Here is a 21,032-nt window from a genome sequence, read left to right as displayed (position 1 = left end):
GTCGCCAACCGGCGGCTTGCCATGAAAGAGTGGCGAATCGCCGTAACGGCCTACCGGGCAGACGGGCTTCACTACGCTATAAGCGCCCGGTGACGTTACGCCGAAATGGGCACGCTGTGAGCTCCCGTGTTGAGGAAGGACGGTGCCGCATGGATCGCTGCGCGCTGTTCGTGGACGCCGGCTACCTGCTGGCGGACGGTGCCATGGCGGTACACGGCACGCGCCATCGCGAGACCGTCTCGTGGGACTTCGGCGGCCTCCTGCAACTCCTCGGCAACCTCGCCAGGGAACGCACCGGCATGCCGTTGCTGCGCTGCTACTGGTACGAGGCGACGGTCGAGGGGCGCCGCAACCCCGAGCACGACGCGCTGGCCGACCTGCCCGGCCTCAAGCTGCGGCTCGGCCGGATCCGCCCCGGCCGCCGCGAGGGCGTCGACACCGAGATCCACCGCGACCTGATGGCCCTGGCCCGCAACGCCGCGCTCGCCGACGCCGTCCTGGTCAGCGGCGACGAGGACCTCGCCCAGGTCGTCGCGGACGCCCAGGACCTCGGCGTCCGCGTCACGGTCGTGCACGTCGCCGTCGACGGCAACTGGACGATCTCCCGGGTGCTGCGCCAGGAGTGCGACGACCTCATCGAGATCGGCTCCGGCCACCTGCGCCCCTACGTCAACCTTCTCGCCGGCGTCGACGGCGGCTCCTCGCTCGGGACGAGCCCGCTGTCCAACGGGCACGGCGCCACGAACGGGCACGCCGCCTCGCTCGGCCCGCTCCAGAGCACGTCGAGCAACGGGCCGCCGCCCGCGTCCCCGCTGAGCATCCCGCCCGCGCCCGCTCCCGCGTCCCCGTCCCCGGCCGTCCGCGACCTCGGCCCGGCCATGACGGGCGGGCTGGGCGGCGGATCCTCGCCGGCCGGCGGATCGTCCTACGGCACCGGCCCCATGCCGCTGCCCGGCGGCACGGGCGGCGGGCTCGGCGGATCGTCCTACGGCACCGGCGGGCTGCCGCTCCCGCCGAACCCCGCCCCGACGGCCGCGCCGTCCCCGGCGCAGGCCCCGTCTCCGCCCGCGCCGCCGCCCTCCAGCCCGCAGTACGGCTCATCCCCCAGCCCGCAGTACACCTCCTCCCCCATCCCGGCGCCCTCCCCGCCGCCTCCTCCGCAGACCATGCACTCGCAGCCGGCGCCGTCCGGCGGCCAGCACGGCCCCTACACCGGCCCGCAGCAGATCTCCCCCGTCCCGGTGCAGCAGACGCCGACCCTCTCGGACGCCGTCAAGGCCGCCCACCAGGAAGGCCAGGACTTCGGCGAGTCCGTCGCCCGCGACGCCCCCGCGCTGTGGCTGGAGGCCGTCCTCGCCCGCAAGCCGCGCATGCCGTCCGACCTGGAGGCCCGGCTCCTGCAGGGCTCCTCGCTGCCCATCGACTTCCTGCTGCACGACGAGGTCCGCCACGCCCTGCGCCGCGGCTTCTGGGACGCGCTCGAACGTTCACGCAGGTGACGTCCAGTCATTAGCACCGGTATTCCACGATCATCATCGATTCGCCCGCTTCGGCCGGGCGGTGCCGGGTAGCGTTGAACCGTGACGCATGTGACGGAAGACGATCTCGACGACCTGGAGTTCGACACCCTGCGCACCGGCGATCACATCTCGGCGGCCCGTCGGCTGTCCGAGCTGGCCGAGTCGGTGTCCGGCGGGGTGACACGCGCCAACGTCCTGCTGCGCGCCGGCGAGCAGTGGCAGCACGCCGGCGACCACGCGAGGGCCGCCGAGCTGTACCGCAGGGCCATGGAGGACGGCGGCGAGACCTACGGCGACCCGCGCGCCTACCTCGCCGACGCGCTCTTCGAACTGGGCCGCGGTGACGAGGCCCGCGCCCTCGTCGACGAGATCCGCGCCGACAAGCCGCGCGACCCCGAGGTGTACCGCGCCGTCGCCGAGGTGCTCTACGCCCAGGGCGACGCCACCGGCGCCCACGAATGGGCCACCAGCGGCGCCGACGTCGTCCTGGCCCTCCGCGACCGCGCCGTGGGCACCGGCATGGGCGGCGGCCCCGACGAGGCCCCCGCCCCGGACGCCGACTCCCTCACCCCGGGCCTGGACGACGTCGCCCTGGCCGAGGACAGCCTCGAAGCCCTCCTCCGCCTCCGCTACCGCGCCCGCATAGACCTGGGCCGCAACGAAGACGACTACGACGCCCTCCTAGACGACCTCCTAAAGAACTCCTGATCCCCCAGGGGGCGCCCCCTGGAACCCCCGTCACGAGCCGGGCGACCTCCAGGCGCTTGGAGCGCCTTCCAGCCACCCGACCCGCGCTGTGTCTGCCCAGGAGGCGTCCCCCTGGAAAGACACCTCACAACCGGGCTATGAGTTCGCTTAGGGATTGGGCTGCGGCGGTGGGGGGCTCGTGTTCGGTTGCGGGCCAGCCGCGCAGGTGCGCCTCTCTGACGGCCTGATCGTGCTTGGGGGAGGCGGAGCGGTCCGCGTGGGTGCGGAGGTAGCCGCAGGGCGCCTCCGGCCAATCTGGGGCCGTGGGGAGGTCGTCCTGCGGGGCGCCGTGGTCGTGTCGGGCCGGGCGGGGGAGATCGGCGTCGACGAAGACGTAGCCGCCTACGGGGCGGTGGGCGGCGCGCTGGGCGAGGCCGATGCCGGGCAGCAGGGGGCCGGCGGCGCCGTGGGCCACGAGGACGAGCGGGGGCACCGGGTCGGTCGCGGTGATGGTGAGCGAGACGCGGGCGATGTAGCGGGGGCCGGCGTCGTCCGGGACGTCCGGTGCCACGACGTCCAGGCCGTAGGAGCGGAGCATCTCGGGCAGGTCGCCCCAGGAGGCCGCGGTGGCGCCGGGGGCGTGCAGCAGGACGACGGTTCCGGGTGTCACCCCGCGAACGTACACGGCGGCGGCGGAGCGCGTACGCAGGGTGATTAGGGTTCTGCACGTGAGCGATCGCGAAGAGCTGCTGCAGAAGATCAAGAACAAGGCCGTAGTGCACGGGGACTTCGTGCTGTCCTCGGGCAAGCGGGCGTCCTGGTACGTGGACCTCCGCCGGGTGACGCTGGACGGGGCCGCGGCCCCGCTGGTGGGACGGGTCATGCTGGACGAGACCGCCGACCTCGACTACGAGGCCGTGGGCGGGCTGACGCTCGGGGCGGACCCGGTGGCCGCCGCCATGCTGCACGCGGCGGCGGCGCGCGGACGGGCGCTGGACGCGTTCGTCGTCCGCAAGGCGGGCAAGGCCCACGGGCTGCAGCGCCGGATCGAGGGGCCGGACGTGGCGGGCCGGCGCGTCCTCGCGGTGGAGGACACCTCGACCACGGGCGGCTCCGTGCTCACGGCGGTGGAGGCGCTCCGCGAGGCGGGGGCGGAGGTGGTGGCGGTCGCGACGATCCTGGAGCGCGGCGCTGCCGACCGGATCGCCGGGGAGGGCCTGGAGTACCGGCACCCCTACGAGGTCGCCGACCTCGGTCTCGGCTAGCGGGCCTTGACGAGCCACTGGGCGCGCTGGCCGTTCGGCTCGCGCGGCTGGACCTTGCCGTAGATCGCGACCTGCAGGGAGCCGCCGTTGAGGGCGACGACCTGCAGGGGCGCCTCCTTGAACTGCAGGGTGTCGCCGGTGTTGAGCGTGCTGTTGGCGAGCACCTTGCCGCCGGCGTCGGCGACGCGGACGACGACCGTCGTGGGCTGCCCGGTCACGCGGATCACCAGCGGGAGCGGCGCCGTGGGCGACGTCGTGGTCTCGTTGCTGCTGGGCGTGGTCCGCCCGCCGCCACCCGACGGCGAGGCCCCCGTCGCCGGGCCCTTCTTGTCGGGCTCGCTCATGATCGCGTTGACCAGGGCCATGCCCCCGACGATGAGCAGGGCCAAGGCAGCCATCACGGCCAAGGCCGCGATGACTATGCGCGCGAGACCCCTAGGGTCCGACCGGTGACGTCCCACATGGGGAGGTTAGCGATAACTGTCACCGCTGAGCGACGGACGGGACTCTTCCGGACCATTCTTATTCGGACCGTGGTCCGCTTTGCGGCCCTTCAGGACCTCCCGAATGATCGGAATGACCGAGAGAACCAGGATGACCGCTACGCCCGGGAGGATGTATTTCTCAACGTCGGGCACTTCGGACCCGAGGAAGTGGCCGAGGAGGAACAGCGCGTCCGTCCAGACGATGCCGCCGATCGCGTTCCAGATGAAGAATTTCTTCGCGTCCATGCCGAGCATCCCGGCGAGCGGGTTCAGGAACGTCCGGACAATCGGGATGAATCGGGCCAGCACCACCGCCTTCGCGGGGCCGAACCGGTTGAAGTAGTGCTCGGCCTTCTCCACCCACTCCTGCTTGAAGATGCGCGAGTCGGGCCGGTCGAAGAGCCTGCGGCCGTAGCGGGCGCCGAGGAAGTGGCCGAGCTGGGCGCCGGCGATCGCCGCCACCGGGCCGCCGACCAGCAGCCAGGGCAGCGACAGCGACTGGAACTCCTGGCCGTTGACGGTCGAGACCGCCGTGAGGATCCCCGCCGTGAACAGCAGCGAGTCGCCCGGAAGGATGCAGCCGACCAGCAGGCCGGTCTCCGCGAAGATGATGGCGAGCACGCCGATCGTCGCGAACGTGCCGAAAAGCTGCAGCCATGCGGTGGGATGCAGCCACTCGGTGATGTCAAGGGGAAGGGCAGTGAGATCCACACCGCGAGCGTACCTTTCCCCACGCTCCGATTAGGCGAGATACTGGGCGCGGACGGCATGCCCGACCCGGAAACCGCGTGACCTGGGCAGTCACTGGGTACGCGGACGTCCGGGAGCTACCGCCCGGCCGGATGCCCGGCGGCACCCTGCGTATGAAAGGACGCTGACAATGCCCATCGCAACGCCCGAGGTCTACGCGGAGATGCTCGACCGTGCGAAGCGCGACGGCTTCGCCTTCCCCGCGATCAACGTGACGTCCAGCCAGACGCTGAACGCCGCGCTGCGCGGGTTCGCGGAGGCCGAGAGCGACGGCATCGTGCAGGTGTCCACCGGCGGAGCCGACTACCTGTCCGGCTCCACGGTGAAGGACATGGTCACGGGCGCGACCGCGCTGGCCGAGTACGCCCGGGTCGTGGCGGCCAAGTACCCGGTGAACATCGCCCTGCACACCGACCACTGCCCGAAGGACAAGCTGGACGGCTTCATGCGGCCGCTGGTGAAGATCTCGCAGGAGCGGGTGGCGCGCGGCGAGGAGCCGCTGTTCCAGTCGCACATGTGGGACGGGTCCGCGGTCGAGCTGCACGAGAACCTGCGGATCGCCGCCGACCTGCTGGAGGAGTGCGCCAAGGCCCGGATCATCATGGAGATGGAGATCGGGGTCGTCGGCGGCGAGGAGGACGGCGTCGCCAACGAGATCAACGAGAAGCTGTACACGACGCCGGGCGACGCGCTCGCGACCGCCGAGGCCGTCGGCGTGGGCGAGAAGGGCCGCTACATCCTGGCCGCGACGTTCGGGAACGTGCACGGCGTCTACAAGCCGGGCTCGGTCAGGCTGCGTCCCGAGGTGCTCAAGGAGATCCAGGACGCGGTCGGCGCCAAGTACGGCAAGGACAAGCCGTTCGACCTGGTGTTCCACGGCGGCTCGGGCTCCACGCTGGAGGAGATCCGGGAGGCGGTGTCGTACGGCGTCGTCAAGATGAACGTCGACACCGACACGCAGTACGCCTTCACCCGCCCGGTCGCCGAGCACATGTTCCGCAACTACGACGGCGTGCTGAAGGTCGACGGCGAGGTCGGCAACAAGAAGCAGTACGACCCGCGCGCCTGGGGCAAGGCGGCGGAGGCCGGGATGGCCGCCCGCATCGTCGAGGCCGCCGAGAACCTCCAGTCCGCCGGCAAGAAGCTGAAGTAGCGGAGCCGGCCGGGGGCCGCACGGCCCCCGGCCACGCCCGTTGCCTGACGAAACGCGGGTAGGCTCCGAAGCGTGGCACTGCCCCGCACGTACGACTCGCAGAACTGCTCGATCGCCCGCTCGCTGGAGGTCGTGGGCGACCGCTGGACGATGCTGCTGATCCGCAGCGCGTTCCAGGGCGTGCGGCGCTTCGACGACTTCCAGGACGCCCTGGGCGTGGCCCGCAACGTCCTCACCGACCGGCTCAACCGGCTCTGCGACGAGGGCATCATGCGCCGCGTCCCGTACCAGCAGCGGCCGGAGCGGCACGAGTACCGGCTGACCCGCAAGGGCGTGGAGCTCTGGCCCGCGGTCATGACCCTGATGATGTGGGGCGACCGCCACTACGCGCCCGGCGGCCCGCCCTTGATCATCGGACACCGGGGCTGCGACGGCACGCTGACCCCCGCGTTCACGTGCGGCTCCTGCGGTGCGCACCTCGGCCCCGCCGACGTCGACCCCCGCCCCGGCCCCAGCGCCTGATCAGCCGGACGCCCCTCCGACCGGAGTCGGTTCCCGCCTCGCCTCCCTTTCCGGACGGGCCCTTTCCGGACGGGCCGAGACGCGGCCCGAGGACTCGCGAACCTCGGCGGAGCGGCTGTGCTTCCCGCCCTCCCTCGGTACCATCCGAGCGCAGGCGCGCAGAGAGGACGGCAGGGCGCGCGGTTCGGCGTGGAGAAGAAAGAGCTGCTCAAGCGCCGGCAGCCGTGGTCGACCCGCGGCCGCCGGGGGCCTGGGTACGCTACCGCCGCCGCTGACCCGCGACTGATCGGCGGTTCGATGAACGACCGTTTCGTCCGGGTGGCCCGGAGCGGCGCGGAGGAACAGATCGCGCACGTCTCGCTCGTCCGCCACGCCTCCGCCGAGGGGCTGGTCGCGCGGGTCTACGACCAGCTCGAACGCGACTTCGGCATCCTCGCGCCGCCCGTGATCCTGCACTCCCCCGTCCCCGACCTGCTCGCCGCCGTGTGGATGATGCTGCGCGAGACCCTGGTCGCGACGGGGAGGGCCGACCGCGCGGCCAAGGAGGCCGCCGCCGCGGCGGTGTCGCTCGGCAACTCCTGCCCCTACTGCGTGGCGGCGCACAGCACCACGTTGCACGGCCTCGTGCGGGGGCGCGACGCGGCCGCGATCGCGGCGGGCAGGCTCGGCGACATCGGCGACCCGCACATCCGCGCGGTCGCCGGGTGGGGCGAACGGTTCGGCACGCCCGGGGCCCCCGAGCGACCGTTCCCGCCCGAGCAGGCGCCCGAGATCGTCGGGACCGCGTTCGTCTTCCACTACTACAACCGGATGGTCAACATCTTCCTGGGCGAGTCGCCGTTCCCCCCGAACGCCCCGGTGCGGGCGCACGGCGCGGTGAGCCGGGTGGTGGGCCGCCTGATGGCCGCGAGCTCGCGCGCCCGCCATGCCCCCGGCGAGTCCCTCGGCCTGCTGCCGGCCGCGCCGGCGTCCGGCGACCTGCCCTGGACGGCGGGCAACGAGGTGATCGCCGATGCGTTCGCGCGCGCGTCGGCGGTCATCGACCGGGCGGGCGAGCGGGTGGTGCCGGAGCCGGTCCGGGACCTGCTGGCCGCCGAGCTCGCCGGATGGGACGGGCGCACGGCCGAGCCCGCGCGGATCGACGAGGCCGTCGGCGGTCTGCCCGCGCCGGACCGTCCCGCCGGGCGGCTCGTGCTGCTGACCGCGCTCGCCTCGTACCGGGTCGGCCCGGCGGTCATCGCGGAGTTCCGCCGCGACGACGGCGCGGACGCCCGCCTGCTGGGATGCCTCGCATGGGCCGCGTTCACCGCCGCGCGGGCGGCGACGGCCTGACCTGCGGACCGCGGCGACCGGGGCCGCCTCGCACAATTCCGTCCTCCTCGGGGCCCTTGCCCGGCCCGCAGGAAATTGCGACCATCGGCCCATGGTGGTTCGGCTCACCGAGGAGAACTGGGCGGCGACCCGGAAGTATCTGCGCGAGACCGGCGACCGGTTCGCCGGGCTGCTGACCTCGCCCGGTTCCCAGACCAAGGCCACCGCCACCTGGACGGTCACCGATACGGCGGCGCACGTCGCCACCCTCGCACGGATGTATCACCAGATGGTCGATCCCGCCGGTTGCGAGGATCCACTGGCCGTATCCGAGGACCTCATCCGGAGCACGATCGTCGATACGGTCGACACCGCGAACGAGGAATTGCTGCGCCTTTTCCCCGAGCGCGATCCGCAAGCGCTCGCGGACGTCCTGGTCCGCGATATCGACCGGCTCCTGACGGCGACCCGGGACGCCGATCCGGCGACGGCGCTGCCCTGGCTGGGAGGCTCGCGCGTCCCGGTCGGCGGGCTCCTGGCGCATCTGCTCAACGAGCTCCAGATCCACGGGCGCGACATGGCCCGGCCCATGCGCATGCGCTGGGACGTCCCGCCGCAGGAGGCGGCGCCCTTCTTCGAGATGTTCCTCGTCGGGGTGACCGAGTACGGGTACGGGCGGCTGCTGGAGGGCCACGGCCCCGCGCCCGCCGGACGGATCGCCGTCGAGTTCCGCTCCGACCACACCGCCCCCGTGGTGATGGCGATGACCGACGGGTTCGTCACCGTGGAGGAGCCCGGCGACCGCCCCGACGTGCGGCTCTTCTTCGACCCGACGGCGCTCAACCTGATGCTGTTCGGACGGATCGGCAGAGCGCGGGCGGTGCTGAGCCGAAAGGTCGTCATTCGGGGCCGGCGGCCCTGGGTGCTCCCCGCATTCCTCCGCATCATGCGTCTTCCCTCATAAACGGCGACGCTTCGCTTTCGCCGGCCCCCCTCACGGGGGAATCGGCCGCCGTCACCGATGACTTCTCGCCGCGCCGGAGGTCTGTACAGGTGATCATTCCAGCGAGCTGAGGAGCCGAATGCGTGAGGCGACCGGCGCATCGGCGCCCCCCCGATCGAGCGCGTGCATCCTGGAGCGCTCGATCGGTTTTCTCCTGACCGCCGTCCAGCCCGTGACGCGGTCCATGCTCGCGCACCCGACGCCGTGTGCGGCATGGGATCTCAACATGCTGCTGCTGCACGTCGACGACTCCCTCGCGGCGGTGCACGAGGGCCTGGCGGCGGGCCGGGTCGGCATCCGTCCGGTCGCGGTCGACGCGTCCGGCGACCCGGTGTCGGCGCTGCGCGTCCGCGCCGTCCGCCTGCTCCGCCACTCCATGGCCGCCTCCGGCCGCCCGGACCGCGGCGCGGGGACGGCGGCGGTCGGCGACCTGCGCCTCCCCGTCGAGGCGGTGGCCGGCGCGGGCGCCCTGGAAGCGGCCGTGCACGGCTGGGACATCGCCCAGGCGACCGGAGAGAGGCGTCCCCTCCCTCCGGACCTGGCCGCCGACCTCCTGGACGTGTCGAGGACGCTGGCGCCGCCCCGCTGCCGGCGGCCGCTGTTCGGCGAGCCGGTGGATCCCCGCCCGCACGCGTCGCCCGGCGACCGGCTCGTCGCCTTCCTCGGCCGCCGCCCGATGACCTGAGAGGACCCTCCCAGGAGGTTGCTTCACACAACTTTCTGCGATCCAATAAGTTTCGTGAAGCAACTCGATGTGCGCAGCGTCGCCCGCATCCCCACCGCGCCGGACGACGTCCGGATCCGCCCGTACGGCGTCACCGACCGCGACCGCGTGCGGCGGATGTCGGACCGGCTGTCGGCCGCCAGTCTCTACACGCGCTTCTTCTCCGGCATGCCCCGCATACCCGACCACTACGTCGGCCTCCTGGAGAGCCTCGACCACTGGGACCGCGAGGCCCTCGTCGCGCTGGACGGGGACGAGATCCTCGGCATCGCCGAGTACGTCCGCGACGCATCGCGGACCTGGCGCGCCGACCTCGCCGTCCTCGTCGCCGACCCCTGGCAGCGCCGGGGCCTCGGCAGCGTCCTCGTCGGCTGCCTGTCCGAGCTCGCCGGACGGCGCGGCATCACCGAGTTCGACGCGGACGTCATCCTCACCAACCGGCAGGCGCTGATGTTCGTCCGGAGCGGCTGGCCGGCGGCCCGATCCACCAGGGACGGCGGCTCCGCCCACTTCCGCCTGCCGCTCCCCGTGCCCGCCTGACCCCGGCCGGTTGAATCCGGACGGGGGCGCCCGCTTACCATGACCGGCATGACCCAGAACCTGCTCGGCGGCCCCGCTCCGACCGAACTTCCGGACAACGTCGAGGCCCGGACGGCCCTGGAGGAGGGCGTCGACCCGTTCGAGGTCGCCGCGCGCCACCCGGACCACCCGGGCGCGTGGGCCGAGCTGGCCGACCGTTCCTTCGCCAAGGGCAGCGTCATCGACTCCTACGCGTTCGCCCGCACCGGCTACCACCGCGGGCTGGACCAGCTGCGCCGGGCGGGCTGGAAGGGCCACGGCCCCATCCCGTGGGAGCACGAGCCGAACCGCGGCTTCCTGCGCGCCCTGCACGCCCTCGCCAGGGCCGCCGCAGCCATCGGCGAAGAGTCCGAGGCCGAGCGCTGCAAGACGTTCCTGCGCGACAGCAGCGCCGAGGCCGCCGACGCCCTCAACGGCTCCTGACGCACGGGACGGTCCGCCGCCGGCGGACCGTCCGAGGGCCCGGCCGCCAGGGAAAGGCGGGCGGGCCCTCCCACGGCCCGGCCGGCCTCCGGTTTCCTTGTCGCCCTCCTGCGGGTACGCTTTGATCGCAAGAGGCCCCTTCGCGCTTGCAGCGACCGGGGCCTTCGTCGTGGGAAGGAAAGTGGCATGCCTGCCATCGTTCTTGTCGGTGCCCAGTGGGGAGATGAGGGCAAGGGCAAGGCGACAGACCTGCTCGGTGGGGACGTCGACTACGTCGTCCGCTACCAGGGCGGCAACAACGCGGGCCACACCGTGGTCATCGGCGACAAGAGCTACGCGCTGCACCTGCTGCCGTCCGGAGTGCTGTCGCCCGACGTCATCCCGGTGATCGGCAACGGCGTGGTGATCGACCCGGCCGTGCTGCTGCAGGAGATCGACGGCCTGCGGGACCGCGGCATCGGCTGCGAGCGGCTGCTGATCTCGGCGAACGCGCACCTGATCATGCCCCACCACCGTGCCCTCGACAAGGTCACCGAGCGCTACCTCGGCAAGGCCCGGATCGGCACCACCGGCCGCGGCATCGGCCCCACCTACGCCGACAAGATCAACCGGATGGGCATCCGCGTCCAGGACCTGTTCGACCCGAACATCCTCACGCAGAAGCTCGACCTGGCCCTGCGCGAGAAGAACCAGGTCCTGACGAAGGTCTACAACCGCCGCCGCATCGAGACCGGGCCGATCGTCCAGGAGTACCTGGCCTACGGCGAGCGCCTCAAGCCGTTCGTCGCCGACACCACGCTCGTCCTGAACAAGGCGCTGGACGACGGCAAGGTCGTCCTGCTGGAAGGCGCGCAGGGCACGCTGCTGGACATCGACCACGGCACCTACCCGTTCGTGACGTCGTCCAGCCCCACGGCCGGCGGCGCGTGCGCGGGCTCCGGCGTCGGCCCCACCAAGATCAGCCGCGTGATCGGCATCCTCAAGGCCTACACGACCCGTGTCGGGTCCGGGCCGTTCCCCACCGAGCTGCTGGACGAGCAGGGCGAGTACCTGCGCACGACCGGCGGCGAGTACGGCGTGACCACGGGCCGCGACCGCCGCTGCGGCTGGTTCGACGCCGTGATCGCCCGCTACGCAACCCGCGTCAACGGCATCACCGACTACTTCCTGACGAAGCTGGACGTCCTGTCCGGCCTGGAGCAGGTCCCGGTGTGCGTCGCCTACGAGGTCGACGGCGTCCGGGTGGACGAGCTGCCCACGACGCAGACCGAGTTCCACCACGCCAAGCCCGTCCTGGAGTACCTGGACGGCTGGCAGGAGGACATCACGGGCGCCGAGAAGTTCGAGGACCTCCCCGCCAACGCGCAGGCGTACGTCCGGGCGCTGGAAGAGATGTCCGGCGCCCAGATCTCCGCGATCGGCGTAGGCCCAGGCCGCACCCAGACCCTTTCCCTACGACCCCTGGTCTGACCTCGCGTTCCCCTTGAGCTCACCCGTTCCTCACCGGGTGTTCGGTGACGGACGGTAGCGTGCGTTCGGTGATCTCTTCCGTCGAGGTGCACGGACACCGGGGGGCGCGCGGCCTCCGTCCGGAGAACACCCTGCCCGGCTTCGCCCACGCCCTCGACCTCGGCGTCGACACGATCGAGCTGGACGTGGGCCTGTCCTCGGACGGCGTCGTCGTCCTCGGCCACGACCAGGTGCTCTCCCCCGCCGTCCTCGCCGACACGGGCCCCGCCTGGCCGGGCGACCCCGCCTACCCTTACCTCGGCAAGCCCGTCCGCGAACTGTCCCTCGCGCAGTTGCGGACGCTCGACGCGGGCCGCGGCTGCGAGGCCGCCCCGATGCCCGGCACCCGCATCCCCACGCTCGCCGAGGCGTGCGCCCTGCTGGCCCCCAGCGGCGTCGGGCTCTCCGTCGAGCTCAAGACCGACCCGTCCTGGACCGGCGAAGAGGTGGAGCTCCTGACCGCCTCCGTGGCGGCCGTGCTGAGGGCCTTCGGCTGCACCGGACGCTCCCAGCTCCTGGCCTTCGACTGGCGCGTCCTGGCCGAAGCCCGCCGAAACCACCCGGACCTGGGCCGCGTCGCCCTGATGGAGCGCAAGACCCTCGTCCCGGAAACCGACTGGCTCGCAGGCCGCTCCCCGGCCGACCCGGTGGCCGCCGCCTTCACGCTCGGCGCCACCGCGGTCTCCCCCGAGCACCACATCACCACGCCCGCCCTGATAGACCAGGCCCACTCCCTGGCCCTCCCGGTCATCGTCTGGACGGTGAACACCCCCACAGACATGGCCCGCTTCATCAACTACGGCGTAGACGGGATAGTCACCGACTACCCAGACCGCCTCGGATCCCTCCAAGCACCAGCCCCCGCCCTCTGAAACAGGGCCTCACCCGACCCGCGCCCCCAAGCGCACAGACCCCAGCCACCGCCGCAACCCCGCAACCCCGCAACCCCGCAACAACCTCAAGGGTCGCGATCGCGTCCGAAGGCAGATTCGAGCGAAGCAAGAATCTGATCGCGCAGCGAGCCGCAAGGCGAGCCGGAGCGATGCCAGCGATCGCCGCGTTTCTCGACGATGGAGGGCCGCCAGGCCCGAAGGAGGAGAAAAACGCAAAAAACTAGAGCCAGCCGTTGCGGCGGAAGCCTCGGTAGAGGGCGAAGCAGGCGAGGGAGATGACGCTGAGGATCATGGGGTAGCCGTACTGCCAGCGGGTTTCGGGCATGTGGTCGAAGTTCATGCCGTAGACGCCGGCGATGGCGGTGGGGACCATGAAGATGGCGCCCCACGCGGAGATCTTGCGCATGTCCTTGTTGTCGGCGACGGTGACCTGGGTCATGTGCGCCTGGAGGATCGGGTTGAGGAGCTCGTCGTAGGACTCGACCTGCTCGCGGACGCGGGTGAGGTGGTCCTCGACGTCGCGGAGGTACTCCTTGATCTCGGTCGGGACGAAGCGGCGGCCGGTCAGGTTGCGCAGCGGGCCGGCGAGCGGGCCCACGGCGCGCTTGAGCTGGATGACCTCGCGCTTGAGCCGGTAGATGCGGCGGGACTCGTCGGTGCGCTCGGGGGAGAAGACGGCCTCCTCGACCTCGTCGATGTCCTCCATGACGGCGTCGGCGACGCTCACGTAGCCGTCCACGACGCGGTCGGTGACGGCGTGCAGGACGGCGGCGGGGCCGAGGGCGAGGCGCCCGGGGTCCTTCTCCAGGTCGCGGCGGACGGGGCCGAGCGCGCCGTGGGCGCCGTGACGGACGGTGACGACGAAGTCGGGGCCGCAGAACAGCATGATCTCGCCGGTCTCGACGACCTCGGCACCGCTGGGGCCGCTGGAGACGTAGCCGACGGTCTTCATGACGACGAAGTGGACGTCGTCGTAGCGCTCGAGCTTGGGGCGCTGGTGGGCGTGGATGGCGTCCTCGACGGCGAGCGGGTGCAGGCCGAAGACCTCGGCGAGGTCGGAGAGTTCGCCGGCGGACGGCTCGTGGAGGCCGACCCAGACGAAGCCGGCGCTGTCACCGTCGGGGACGAGCCGGCCGTCGCGGACGAGGCGGACGGCGTCGGCGACGGTGGCGGTGCAGACGCGGTGGCCGTCGATGTAGGCGGCCCAGTCGATGACGGCGGAATCGCGGTTCGCAGCCTGCACGCCGCTGGGGCGGCCGCGCGTCTTGAACAGCGCGCGGCTCGGGCGGACTCGTGTCATGGCCATGGGAGGTGCTCCTAACCCGCCGGCCACGCACGTAGCGCGCGCTCAACCCAAGCTGGTCAGCGAAGGGAGCGCGCGAGGGCGACGGCCGGGCGCCAGAGGTAGGCGGACGGTGGAACAGTCCTGCTCGGACTGTGAGGGTTCTCCGGCGAACTGCAAGTATCACCAGGACTCATCCCGACCACCTCCTTTCGGGCACCTCGACACCGGGCGGTCAAGCCCGTGGCAGCCTACCAGCCGATATGTAGGACGCCGCCCGTATCGTTGAGGTTCACACATCCCCGGTGTGATGGGGGCCTCACCCCGCTGCATGCCCCTTCGCGCAAGGGTTATGCCCGCCCTGCACGGGGCGGGGGACCAGTAGGCTCGCGACGTGCGAGTACTCGTCCTTGGATCAGGTGGCCGCGAGCATGCGCTCGCCCGCGCCCTGCACCGCGACCCTTCCGTCACCGCCCTCCACTGCGCCCCGGGCAATCCGGGCACGGCAGAGATCGCGGACAATCACCAGCTCGATCCGACGAACCGCACGGCGGTGGTGGAACTGGCCGCGCGGCTCCGGGTCGGCCTGGTCGTCATCGGTCCGGAGGCCGTGCTCGTGGCCGGCGTCGGCGACGCCCTGCGCAAGGCCGGCATCCCCTGCTTCGGGCCGGACCGGGCCGCCGCCAAGATCGAGGCGTCCAAGGCGTTCGCCAAGGAGGTCATGGCCGCGGCGGGCGTGCCCACCGCCGACGCGCGGGTGTGCGAGTCGAGCGGGGAGGTCGAGGAGGCGCTCGACGCCTTCGGCCCGCCGTACGTGGTGAAGGACGACGGGCTCGCGGCCGGCAAGGGCGTGGTCGTCACCGAGAGCCGCGACGAGGCATTGCGGCACGCCGACGCCTGCGACCGCGTCGTTGTGGAGGAGTACCTGGACGGTCCCGAGGTCTCCCTGTTCGCGCTGTGCGACGGGCAGCAGGCCGTCCCGCTGCTGCCCGCGCAGGACTTCAAGCGCGCCTACGACGGCGACGAGGGCCCGAACACCGGCGGGATGGGCGCGTACACACCGCTGCCCTGGGCGCCGCCCGAACTGGTGGACGAGGTCATGTCCACGGTCGTCCAGCCCACCGTGGACGAACTGCGCCGCCGCGAGACCCCGTACGTCGGCGTCCTGTACGCCGGGCTCGCGCTGACGTCCAGGGGCGTACGGGTGGTGGAGTTCAACGCGCGCTTCGGCGACCCCGAGACCCAGGTGGTGCTGGACCGGCTGGCCACCCCCGTCGCCACGCTGCTCCAGGCGTGCGCGATCGGCGGGCTCGACCCGAGCCTGCGGCTCGAATGGCTGCCGGGCGCGGCCGTCACCGTGGTCGTGGCCGCCGAGGGCTACCCGGCCGCCCCGGTGAAGGGCGACGAGATCACCGGCCTGGACGAGGCCGCCGCGGTCGAGGGGGCCTACGTCCTGCACGCGGGCACCGCGCTCGGCGGCGAGGGGCAGCCGGTCGCGAACGGCGGACGGGTCCTCAACGTCGTCGGCACCGGGCCCGACCTCGCCACCGCCCGCGCCGCCGCCTACGAGGCCGCGTCCAAGATCGGCCTGCGCGGGTCCCACCACCGGACGGACATCGCGCTGAAGGCGATCTCCATGCCATGATTACCTGATTACCTGATTACACCGATACAAGGTAGGTCGAGCATGGCTTCCCCCTCCGTGCCGGTGGGCGGAGAGGTGTACCGCGTCACGACGCTGGAGCTCTTCTTCGACCTGGTGTTCGTCTTCGCGGTGACCCAGCTCAGCCACGTGCTGGTCAAGGAACTGAACGTGCTGGGCCTGGTCCAGGTCGTGCTGATGTTCGGCGTCCTGTGGTGGATGTACGGCGGCTACGCCTGGCTGACCAACACCCTCACGCCCACGACCGCGGGACGGCGCCTGCTGCTCCTGGTCGGGATGGGCGGGTTCTTCATGGTCGCGCTGGCCACCCCGACGGCGTTCAAGGGCGGCGGTGTCCTGTGGGGCGTCGGGTACCTGGTCCTGGTGCTCGCCCACGTGACGCTGTACGCGCAGGGCAACCCGAACATCCTGCGCGTCCTGCCGGCCAACCTCCTCGCGGCCGTGCTCATCATCGTCGCCGGGATCTTCGACCACGGGCCGGCGGTGTACGTGCTGTGGACGCTCGCGCTCGTCGTCCCGATCGTCCAGCCGTACATCGTGCCGGCGGGCGGGCTGTTCACCATCCAGCCCGCGCACATCGTCGAGCGGCACGGGCTGCTCGTCATGATCACGATCGGTGAGTCGGTGATCGCGGTCGGGGCGGGGGCCGAGCACGCGCACCTGGACGCGGGGCTGGTCGTCGCCGTGCTGCTCGGGCTGGCGCTCGCGGCGGCCTTCTGGTGGAGCTACTTCGCCCGCGACGACGAGCGCGCCGAGGAGTCGCTGACCGCCGCCGACGACGTGCGCCGCACCCAGATGACGATGTTCGGCTACTTCTACGCCCACATCCCGCTGGTCGTCGGGATCATCGTCGCGGCGGCCGGCATGGGGACGGCCGTCGGGCACGCCTGGGACGGCCTGCACACCGGCTCCGCGCTCGCCCTGGCGGGCGGCGTCGCGCTCTACCTGGCGGGCGACGTGGCGTTCCGCCGGGCCGTCCGCATCGGGCCGTCCCGCATCCGGCTCGGCGCCGCCGCGGTCGCGCTCGCGGCCGCCCCGCTGGGCCTCTGGCTGGCCGCCGCCGAGATCGCCGCCCTCGTCCTGGTGGTCGCCGCCGCGCTGGCGCTCGAACACGCGGCGACCCGGCCGGACGCCGCGGTTCCCGGCCTGGGACAATCGTCGGGTGATTGAGCGCTACACCCTTCCGGAGATGGGACGCGTCTGGAGCGACGCGCACAAGTACGAGCTGTGGTGCCAGGTGGAGGTCCTCGTCGTCGAGGCCCACGCCGAGGCCGGCACGATCCCGCCGGAGGTGGTGGAGCCGGTGCGCAAGGCGCCGCCGCCGACGCCGGAGGCCGTGCACGCCATCGAGGCGGTGACGCAGCACGACGTGATCGCCTTCCTGTCGGCGTGGGCGGACAACACCGAGCCCCGCGAGGCCGCCCGGTTCGTCCACTTCGGCATGACGTCGTCCGACCTGCTCGACACGGCGCTCGCGCTGCAGCTGGTCGAGGCCACCGACATCCTGCTGGAGAAGGCGGACGCGCTCGTCGCGACGCTGCGCGACCACGCGCTGGCCCACCGGGCGACGCTGCGGGTCGGGCGCACGCACGGCATCCACGGCGAACCGGACGTGTGGGGCCACCGCGTCGCCGACTTCGCGTTCGCCATGGGCCGGTCCCGCGACCGGCTGCGGCGCGCCCGCGAGGCCGTGGGCGTGATGGCGATCTCCGGTGCGGTCGGGACGTACTCCAACATCGACCCGGCGGTCGAGCTGCACGTCGCGCGCAAGCTCGGCCTGAAGGCCGCGGACGTGTCGACGCAGGTCGTCCTGCGGGACGGGATCAGCGAGTGGGTCTCGTCCCTGGCGATCATGGCGACGGTGTGCGAGGCGATCGCGCTGGAGGTGCGGCACGGGCAGCGCACCGAGGTCCGGGAGCTGTGGGAGCCGTTCGGCAAGGGCCAGAAGGGCTCGTCGGCGATGCCGCACAAGAAGAACCCGATCATCTCCGAGCGGCTGGCGGGGATGGCGCGGATCGTGCGGGCCCAGATCGTCCCGGTGCTGGAGGGCATCCCGCTGTGGCACGAGCGCGACATCTCGCACTCCTCCACCGAGCGGATCGCGCTGCCTGACGCCTCCGTCGCGCTCGACTACATGCTGAACCTGACGAACCGCCTCATGTCCGGCCTCGTCGTCGACGAGGCGCGGATGCGGGAGAACCTGGATTCGACCGGCGGGCTCATCTACACCTCGACCGTCCTGCTGGAGCTGGTCGAGGCGGGCATGTCGCGCGACGACGAGGCCTACCCGCTCGTCCAGAAGGCCGCCATGCAGACGTGGGAGACCGGCGCTCCGTTCCGCGAGACCCTGCGCGTGCACGCGGCGGAGGCGGGCCTCACGCTGGACGAGAAGCGCCTGGACGAGGTGTGCCGCCCCGAGCGCTTCGTCAAGCGCCTCGGCCCGATGTTCGACCGCCTGACCGCTCTCAGGTAGGAGGGGCCGTGCAGGGGACCCTGACCGAGCTGAACGCCTACCCGCTCAAGAGCGGCGGCGGGACCGCGCTGCGCAGCGCCGAGCTGACCCCGCGCGGCCTGCCGTTCGACCGCGAGTTCATGCTGGTCACCCCCGAGGGCCGCTTCCTGTCCCAGCGCGACCACGCCCGGATGGCGCTGATGCGCCCGTCCTACGACGGGACGGTCCTCACGGTGGACGCCCCCGGCGCCCCGCGGCTCGTCCACAAGGCCGCGGACGAGGGCGAGGTGCGGGAGGTCTCCGTCCAGCGGTCGCAGTGCCAGGGCGTCGACCAGGGCGACGAGGCGGCGGCCTGGTTCGGCGACCTGCTCGGCGCCGACTGCCGCCTCGTGCGCTTCACCGGCCTGCGTCCCACGTCCCGCGGCGGGGGCGAGGTCATGTTCGCCGACGGCTACCCGCTGCTGGTGATCTCCGCCGAGTCCCTCGCCGACCTCAACGCGCGGCTGGACGAGCCGCTCCCGATGAACAGGTTCCGCCCGTCCCTCGTCGTCGAGGGCCTCGGCCCCTACGGCGAGGACGAGGTGCGCCTGCTGCGCGTCGGCGAGACCGTCATCGAGATGGTCAAGCCGTGCACCCGCTGCGTCATCACCACCACCGACCAGCGGACCGCCGAGCGCGGCCGTGAGCCGCTGCGGACGCTCGCCTCCTACCGCACCCGGGACCGCGGCATCCAGTTCGGCCAGAACTGCGTCCCGCGCGTCCTCGGCACGCTCAGGGTGGGCGACCCGGTGGAGGCCGTGGCGGCCCGCACCCCCTGATGATCTTCAAAACCCCGGCGGCGGAGGGCCGCCGCCCCTAGGCTCCCCCTGGGAATTTTCCCGGGGAACGCGAACCTTTGGCGTGTTCCGGAGGTCTCAACGAGCAGACTGACGCCCGCGGGGCCGGGCCGGACGCCACACCTCCGGCCCGATGGTTTACTGGGGTCGCGTCGGCAGCGGGGGGACACCGTCAGGCACGCTCGGCCCTCGTGCTCCCAACTGGATCGCACAGCAAGCGCACCCGAGAGGAAGTTAGGCGGCATGAGCATGGGCCACGAGGTTCGCTACCGCATGCGCGGCGGCCGACAGCTGCACGGCACGGTCTTCATCCAGGGGGCGAAGAACGCAGTCCTGCCGATGATCGGCGCCTCGCTGATGGCCTCCCGGGGACGCACCGTGCTGCGCAACGTCCCGATCATCGAGGACGTGCGGCGGGCGGTGGAGCTGGCGCGGGCCATCGGCGCCAAGGCCGAGCTGCACGAGACCGAGCGCACGCTGGTGATCGACGCCTCGACGCTGAGCAGCCCCGTGCTGCCCGCCGAGATCGCGTCCCGGTTCCGCGGCTCGTTCCTGTTCGTCCCGGCGCTGCTGCACCGCCTCGGCGAGGCGGTCATCGAGGGCGTCGGCGGCTGCAACCTCGGCAGCCGCAACCTGGACTTCCACTACAACGGCTTCAAGCGGATGGGCGCCACGGTCACCGAGCACGTGGCCGACAACGGCGACGGCATCATCCACATCAAGGCCGGCGACCTGCGCGGCGGCACGCTCTACTGCGACACCCCCTCGCACACCGGCACCGAGAACCTGATCATGGCGGCGGCGCTGGCGCACGGCACCACGCTGATCAAGAACGCGGCACTGGAGCCGGAGGTGCTGGACAACATCGCCATCCTCCAGGCGATGGGCGCCCGGATCAGCGGCGGCGGCACCGGGTTCATCACGGTCGAGGGCGTGGACGAGCTGACCGCCGTCGAGCACACCGTGATGCCCGACCGGATCGACGCCGGCGTGTTCGTGATGGCCGCCGCGATCACCGGTGGCGACCTCAGCCTCGTCGGCGCCTCGCTGGAGCACCTCGGCGTCGCCGCCGACAAGCTGGAGCAGATGGGCGTGGAGTTCCACCAGCAGGGCGCCGTCCTGCAGGTGCGCCGCGACCGGACGCTCCGCCCGATCAACGTCATCACCGACGAGTACCCGGGCTTCGCCACCGACCTGCAGTCGCCGATCATGGCGGTGTCCTGCCTGGCCGAGGGCCCGTCCTACATCTACGAGCGGATCTTCGACGGCCGCTTCAAGCTGGCCGGCGAGCTGGCGAAGATGGGCGCCGACATCGAGGTGGACGGCAACCGCGCGAAGGTCAACGGCCCGCGCGGGCTGCGCGGCGCCGAGGTCGAGGCCCACGACCTGCGCTGCGGCAGCGCCCTGGTGCTGGCCGGCCTCGCCGCCGAGGGCGAGACCACCATCACCTCCGCCTACTACCTCGACCGCGGGCACGCGCACACGGCCGAGCGGCTCTCCCAGCTCGGTGCCGAGATCGTCCGAGAAGTCGGTTAGCGCCGGGGCGCCCTCGCGGCGCCGCGAGGTCCGGGGCCACCGCGCGCCGCTCGGCCGAATGTGGCCTCGGGCCTGACCAACTCCTGGTTGATCCCTGACGAGCCGTGTAACGATCCGCGGCAAATCCGTTGAGCCGTGCGTTACCGCCTGGTCACGCACGGCTCGGGCGGAGCTTCCTTACCGCCCGAACACCGACTCTCTGACCTGCGATGTCATGCGTGGAACGGTCCGAATCGACCGGACCGTAACGCGGTAAAAAATCACCGACCGCCCCGGGGCGCACGGTCTGGACGGATCACTCGTCTTTCCGGAGCAGGCGAGATCGGGTCGCCGGATTTCGGCCCTCGCGTAAACCAAACGGACACCGCAGGGGTCCCTCCAGTACGTAGGAGCGTCAGGAAGGGGCCCCCGCTGTGATTTCGGGTCTTGTTTTTCAACT

At 72.0% G+C, this 21,032-nt stretch carries 21 protein-coding genes; 17 read left to right on the top strand and 4 right to left on the bottom strand.

Features of this window, described 5'->3' with window-relative positions; translation table 11 throughout:
• The first annotated feature begins 149 nt into the window (after positions 1-149).
• A complete protein-coding gene (locus BJ999_RS02345; protein ID WP_179831723.1) occupies positions 150-1,499 on the top strand; it encodes an NYN domain-containing protein in 1,350 nt (449 codons plus the stop codon).
• A gap of 81 nt (positions 1,500-1,580) precedes the next feature.
• Positions 1,581-2,228 (top strand): tetratricopeptide repeat protein, encoded by a 648-nt coding sequence (locus BJ999_RS02340; protein WP_229810185.1) that lies wholly within the window; start codon positions 1,581-1,583, stop codon positions 2,226-2,228.
• 124 nt (positions 2,229-2,352) lie between these two features.
• On the opposite strand, the gene BJ999_RS02335 is transcribed toward BJ999_RS02340, so the two are convergent.
• Positions 2,353-2,877, bottom strand: coding sequence for a lipase family protein (locus BJ999_RS02335; protein ID WP_179831722.1), 525 nt, complete (start codon positions 2,875-2,877; stop codon positions 2,353-2,355).
• A 58-nt stretch (positions 2,878-2,935) separates the two neighbouring features.
• Here BJ999_RS02335 and pyrE point away from each other — a divergent pair, with 58 nt between their 5' ends.
• Positions 2,936-3,472, top strand: a complete 537-nt coding sequence (pyrE, locus tag BJ999_RS02330) for an orotate phosphoribosyltransferase (protein WP_179831721.1) — start codon at positions 2,936-2,938, stop codon at positions 3,470-3,472.
• On the opposite strand, the gene BJ999_RS02325 is transcribed toward pyrE, so the two are convergent.
• Complete coding sequence (locus BJ999_RS02325; protein ID WP_179831720.1) at positions 3,469-3,870, bottom strand: RodZ domain-containing protein; 402 nt, start codon at positions 3,868-3,870, stop codon at positions 3,469-3,471. The genes pyrE and BJ999_RS02325 overlap by 4 nt on opposite strands.
• Before the next feature lie 72 nt (positions 3,871-3,942).
• Positions 3,943-4,668, bottom strand: a complete 726-nt coding sequence (locus tag BJ999_RS02320; protein WP_179831719.1) for a DedA family protein — start codon at positions 4,666-4,668, stop codon at positions 3,943-3,945.
• Between the two features lie 169 nt (positions 4,669-4,837).
• Between BJ999_RS02320 and fbaA the strand changes: the two genes are divergently transcribed.
• The 9 genes from fbaA to BJ999_RS02275 all read left to right on the top strand — a co-directional run bounded on the left by fbaA (position 4,838) and on the right by BJ999_RS02275 (position 12,803).
• Complete coding sequence (fbaA, locus tag BJ999_RS02315; protein WP_179831718.1) at positions 4,838-5,860, top strand: class II fructose-bisphosphate aldolase; 1,023 nt, start codon at positions 4,838-4,840, stop codon at positions 5,858-5,860.
• Positions 5,861-5,932: 72 nt separating this feature from the next.
• The gene (locus BJ999_RS02310) at positions 5,933-6,382 is read left to right on the top strand and encodes a winged helix-turn-helix transcriptional regulator (RefSeq protein WP_179831717.1); all 450 of its coding nucleotides are present in this window, start codon (positions 5,933-5,935) and stop codon (positions 6,380-6,382) included.
• Positions 6,383-6,679: 297 nt separating this feature from the next.
• The gene (locus BJ999_RS02305; protein WP_179831716.1) at positions 6,680-7,714 is read left to right on the top strand and encodes a carboxymuconolactone decarboxylase family protein; all 1,035 of its coding nucleotides are present in this window, start codon (positions 6,680-6,682) and stop codon (positions 7,712-7,714) included.
• A gap of 91 nt (positions 7,715-7,805) precedes the next feature.
• Complete coding sequence (locus tag BJ999_RS02300; RefSeq protein WP_179831715.1) at positions 7,806-8,657, top strand: maleylpyruvate isomerase N-terminal domain-containing protein; 852 nt, start codon at positions 7,806-7,808, stop codon at positions 8,655-8,657.
• A 118-nt stretch (positions 8,658-8,775) separates the two neighbouring features.
• A complete protein-coding gene (locus BJ999_RS02295) occupies positions 8,776-9,381 on the top strand; it encodes a TIGR03086 family metal-binding protein (protein WP_179831714.1) in 606 nt (201 codons plus the stop codon).
• Positions 9,382-9,435: 54 nt separating this feature from the next.
• Positions 9,436-9,960, top strand: coding sequence for a GNAT family N-acetyltransferase (locus BJ999_RS02290; RefSeq protein ID WP_229810184.1), 525 nt, complete (start codon positions 9,436-9,438; stop codon positions 9,958-9,960).
• 39 nt (positions 9,961-9,999) lie between these two features.
• Entirely contained in the window at positions 10,000-10,422 is a 423-nt protein-coding gene (locus tag BJ999_RS02285; RefSeq protein ID WP_179831713.1) for a DUF3151 domain-containing protein, read from the top strand.
• A gap of 186 nt (positions 10,423-10,608) precedes the next feature.
• A complete protein-coding gene (locus BJ999_RS02280; protein ID WP_179831712.1) occupies positions 10,609-11,892 on the top strand; it encodes an adenylosuccinate synthase in 1,284 nt (427 codons plus the stop codon).
• A 68-nt stretch (positions 11,893-11,960) separates the two neighbouring features.
• Positions 11,961-12,803, top strand: a complete 843-nt coding sequence (locus tag BJ999_RS02275) for a glycerophosphodiester phosphodiesterase family protein (protein ID WP_179831711.1) — start codon at positions 11,961-11,963, stop codon at positions 12,801-12,803.
• A gap of 241 nt (positions 12,804-13,044) precedes the next feature.
• Here BJ999_RS02275 and BJ999_RS02270 read toward each other — a convergent pair whose 3' ends face one another.
• A complete protein-coding gene (locus tag BJ999_RS02270) occupies positions 13,045-14,130 on the bottom strand; it encodes a magnesium and cobalt transport protein CorA (protein ID WP_179831710.1) in 1,086 nt (361 codons plus the stop codon).
• Positions 14,131-14,500: 370 nt separating this feature from the next.
• Here BJ999_RS02270 and purD point away from each other — a divergent pair, with 370 nt between their 5' ends.
• The 5 genes from purD (at position 14,501) to murA (ending at position 20,593) form a co-directional block, all read left to right on the top strand.
• A complete protein-coding gene (gene purD / locus BJ999_RS02265) occupies positions 14,501-15,751 on the top strand; it encodes a phosphoribosylamine--glycine ligase (RefSeq protein ID WP_179831709.1) in 1,251 nt (416 codons plus the stop codon).
• 42 nt (positions 15,752-15,793) lie between these two features.
• Positions 15,794-16,939: a low temperature requirement protein A gene (locus BJ999_RS02260; protein ID WP_179831708.1), complete on the top strand. Its 1,146-nt coding sequence runs from the start codon at positions 15,794-15,796 to the stop codon at positions 16,937-16,939.
• Complete coding sequence (purB, locus tag BJ999_RS02255) at positions 16,932-18,242, top strand: adenylosuccinate lyase (RefSeq protein ID WP_179831707.1); 1,311 nt, start codon at positions 16,932-16,934, stop codon at positions 18,240-18,242. The genes BJ999_RS02260 and purB overlap by 8 nt, the downstream gene beginning before the upstream one ends.
• Before the next feature lie 8 nt (positions 18,243-18,250).
• Positions 18,251-19,039 carry an MOSC domain-containing protein gene (locus BJ999_RS02250; RefSeq protein ID WP_179831706.1) on the top strand — a complete coding sequence of 263 codons (789 nt, stop codon included), beginning with the start codon at positions 18,251-18,253 and terminating at the stop codon, positions 19,037-19,039.
• A 267-nt stretch (positions 19,040-19,306) separates the two neighbouring features.
• Positions 19,307-20,593, top strand: a complete 1,287-nt coding sequence (murA, locus tag BJ999_RS02245) for a UDP-N-acetylglucosamine 1-carboxyvinyltransferase (protein WP_179838279.1) — start codon at positions 19,307-19,309, stop codon at positions 20,591-20,593.
• Positions 20,594-21,032: the final 439 nt, after the last annotated feature.

This window comes from Actinomadura citrea (assembly GCF_013409045.1).
Classification (GTDB): domain Bacteria; phylum Actinomycetota; class Actinomycetes; order Streptosporangiales; family Streptosporangiaceae; genus Spirillospora; species Spirillospora citrea.
Note: the sequence above shows the minus strand (reverse complement) of the source record. Positions and strands in the feature narration are given on the sequence as shown.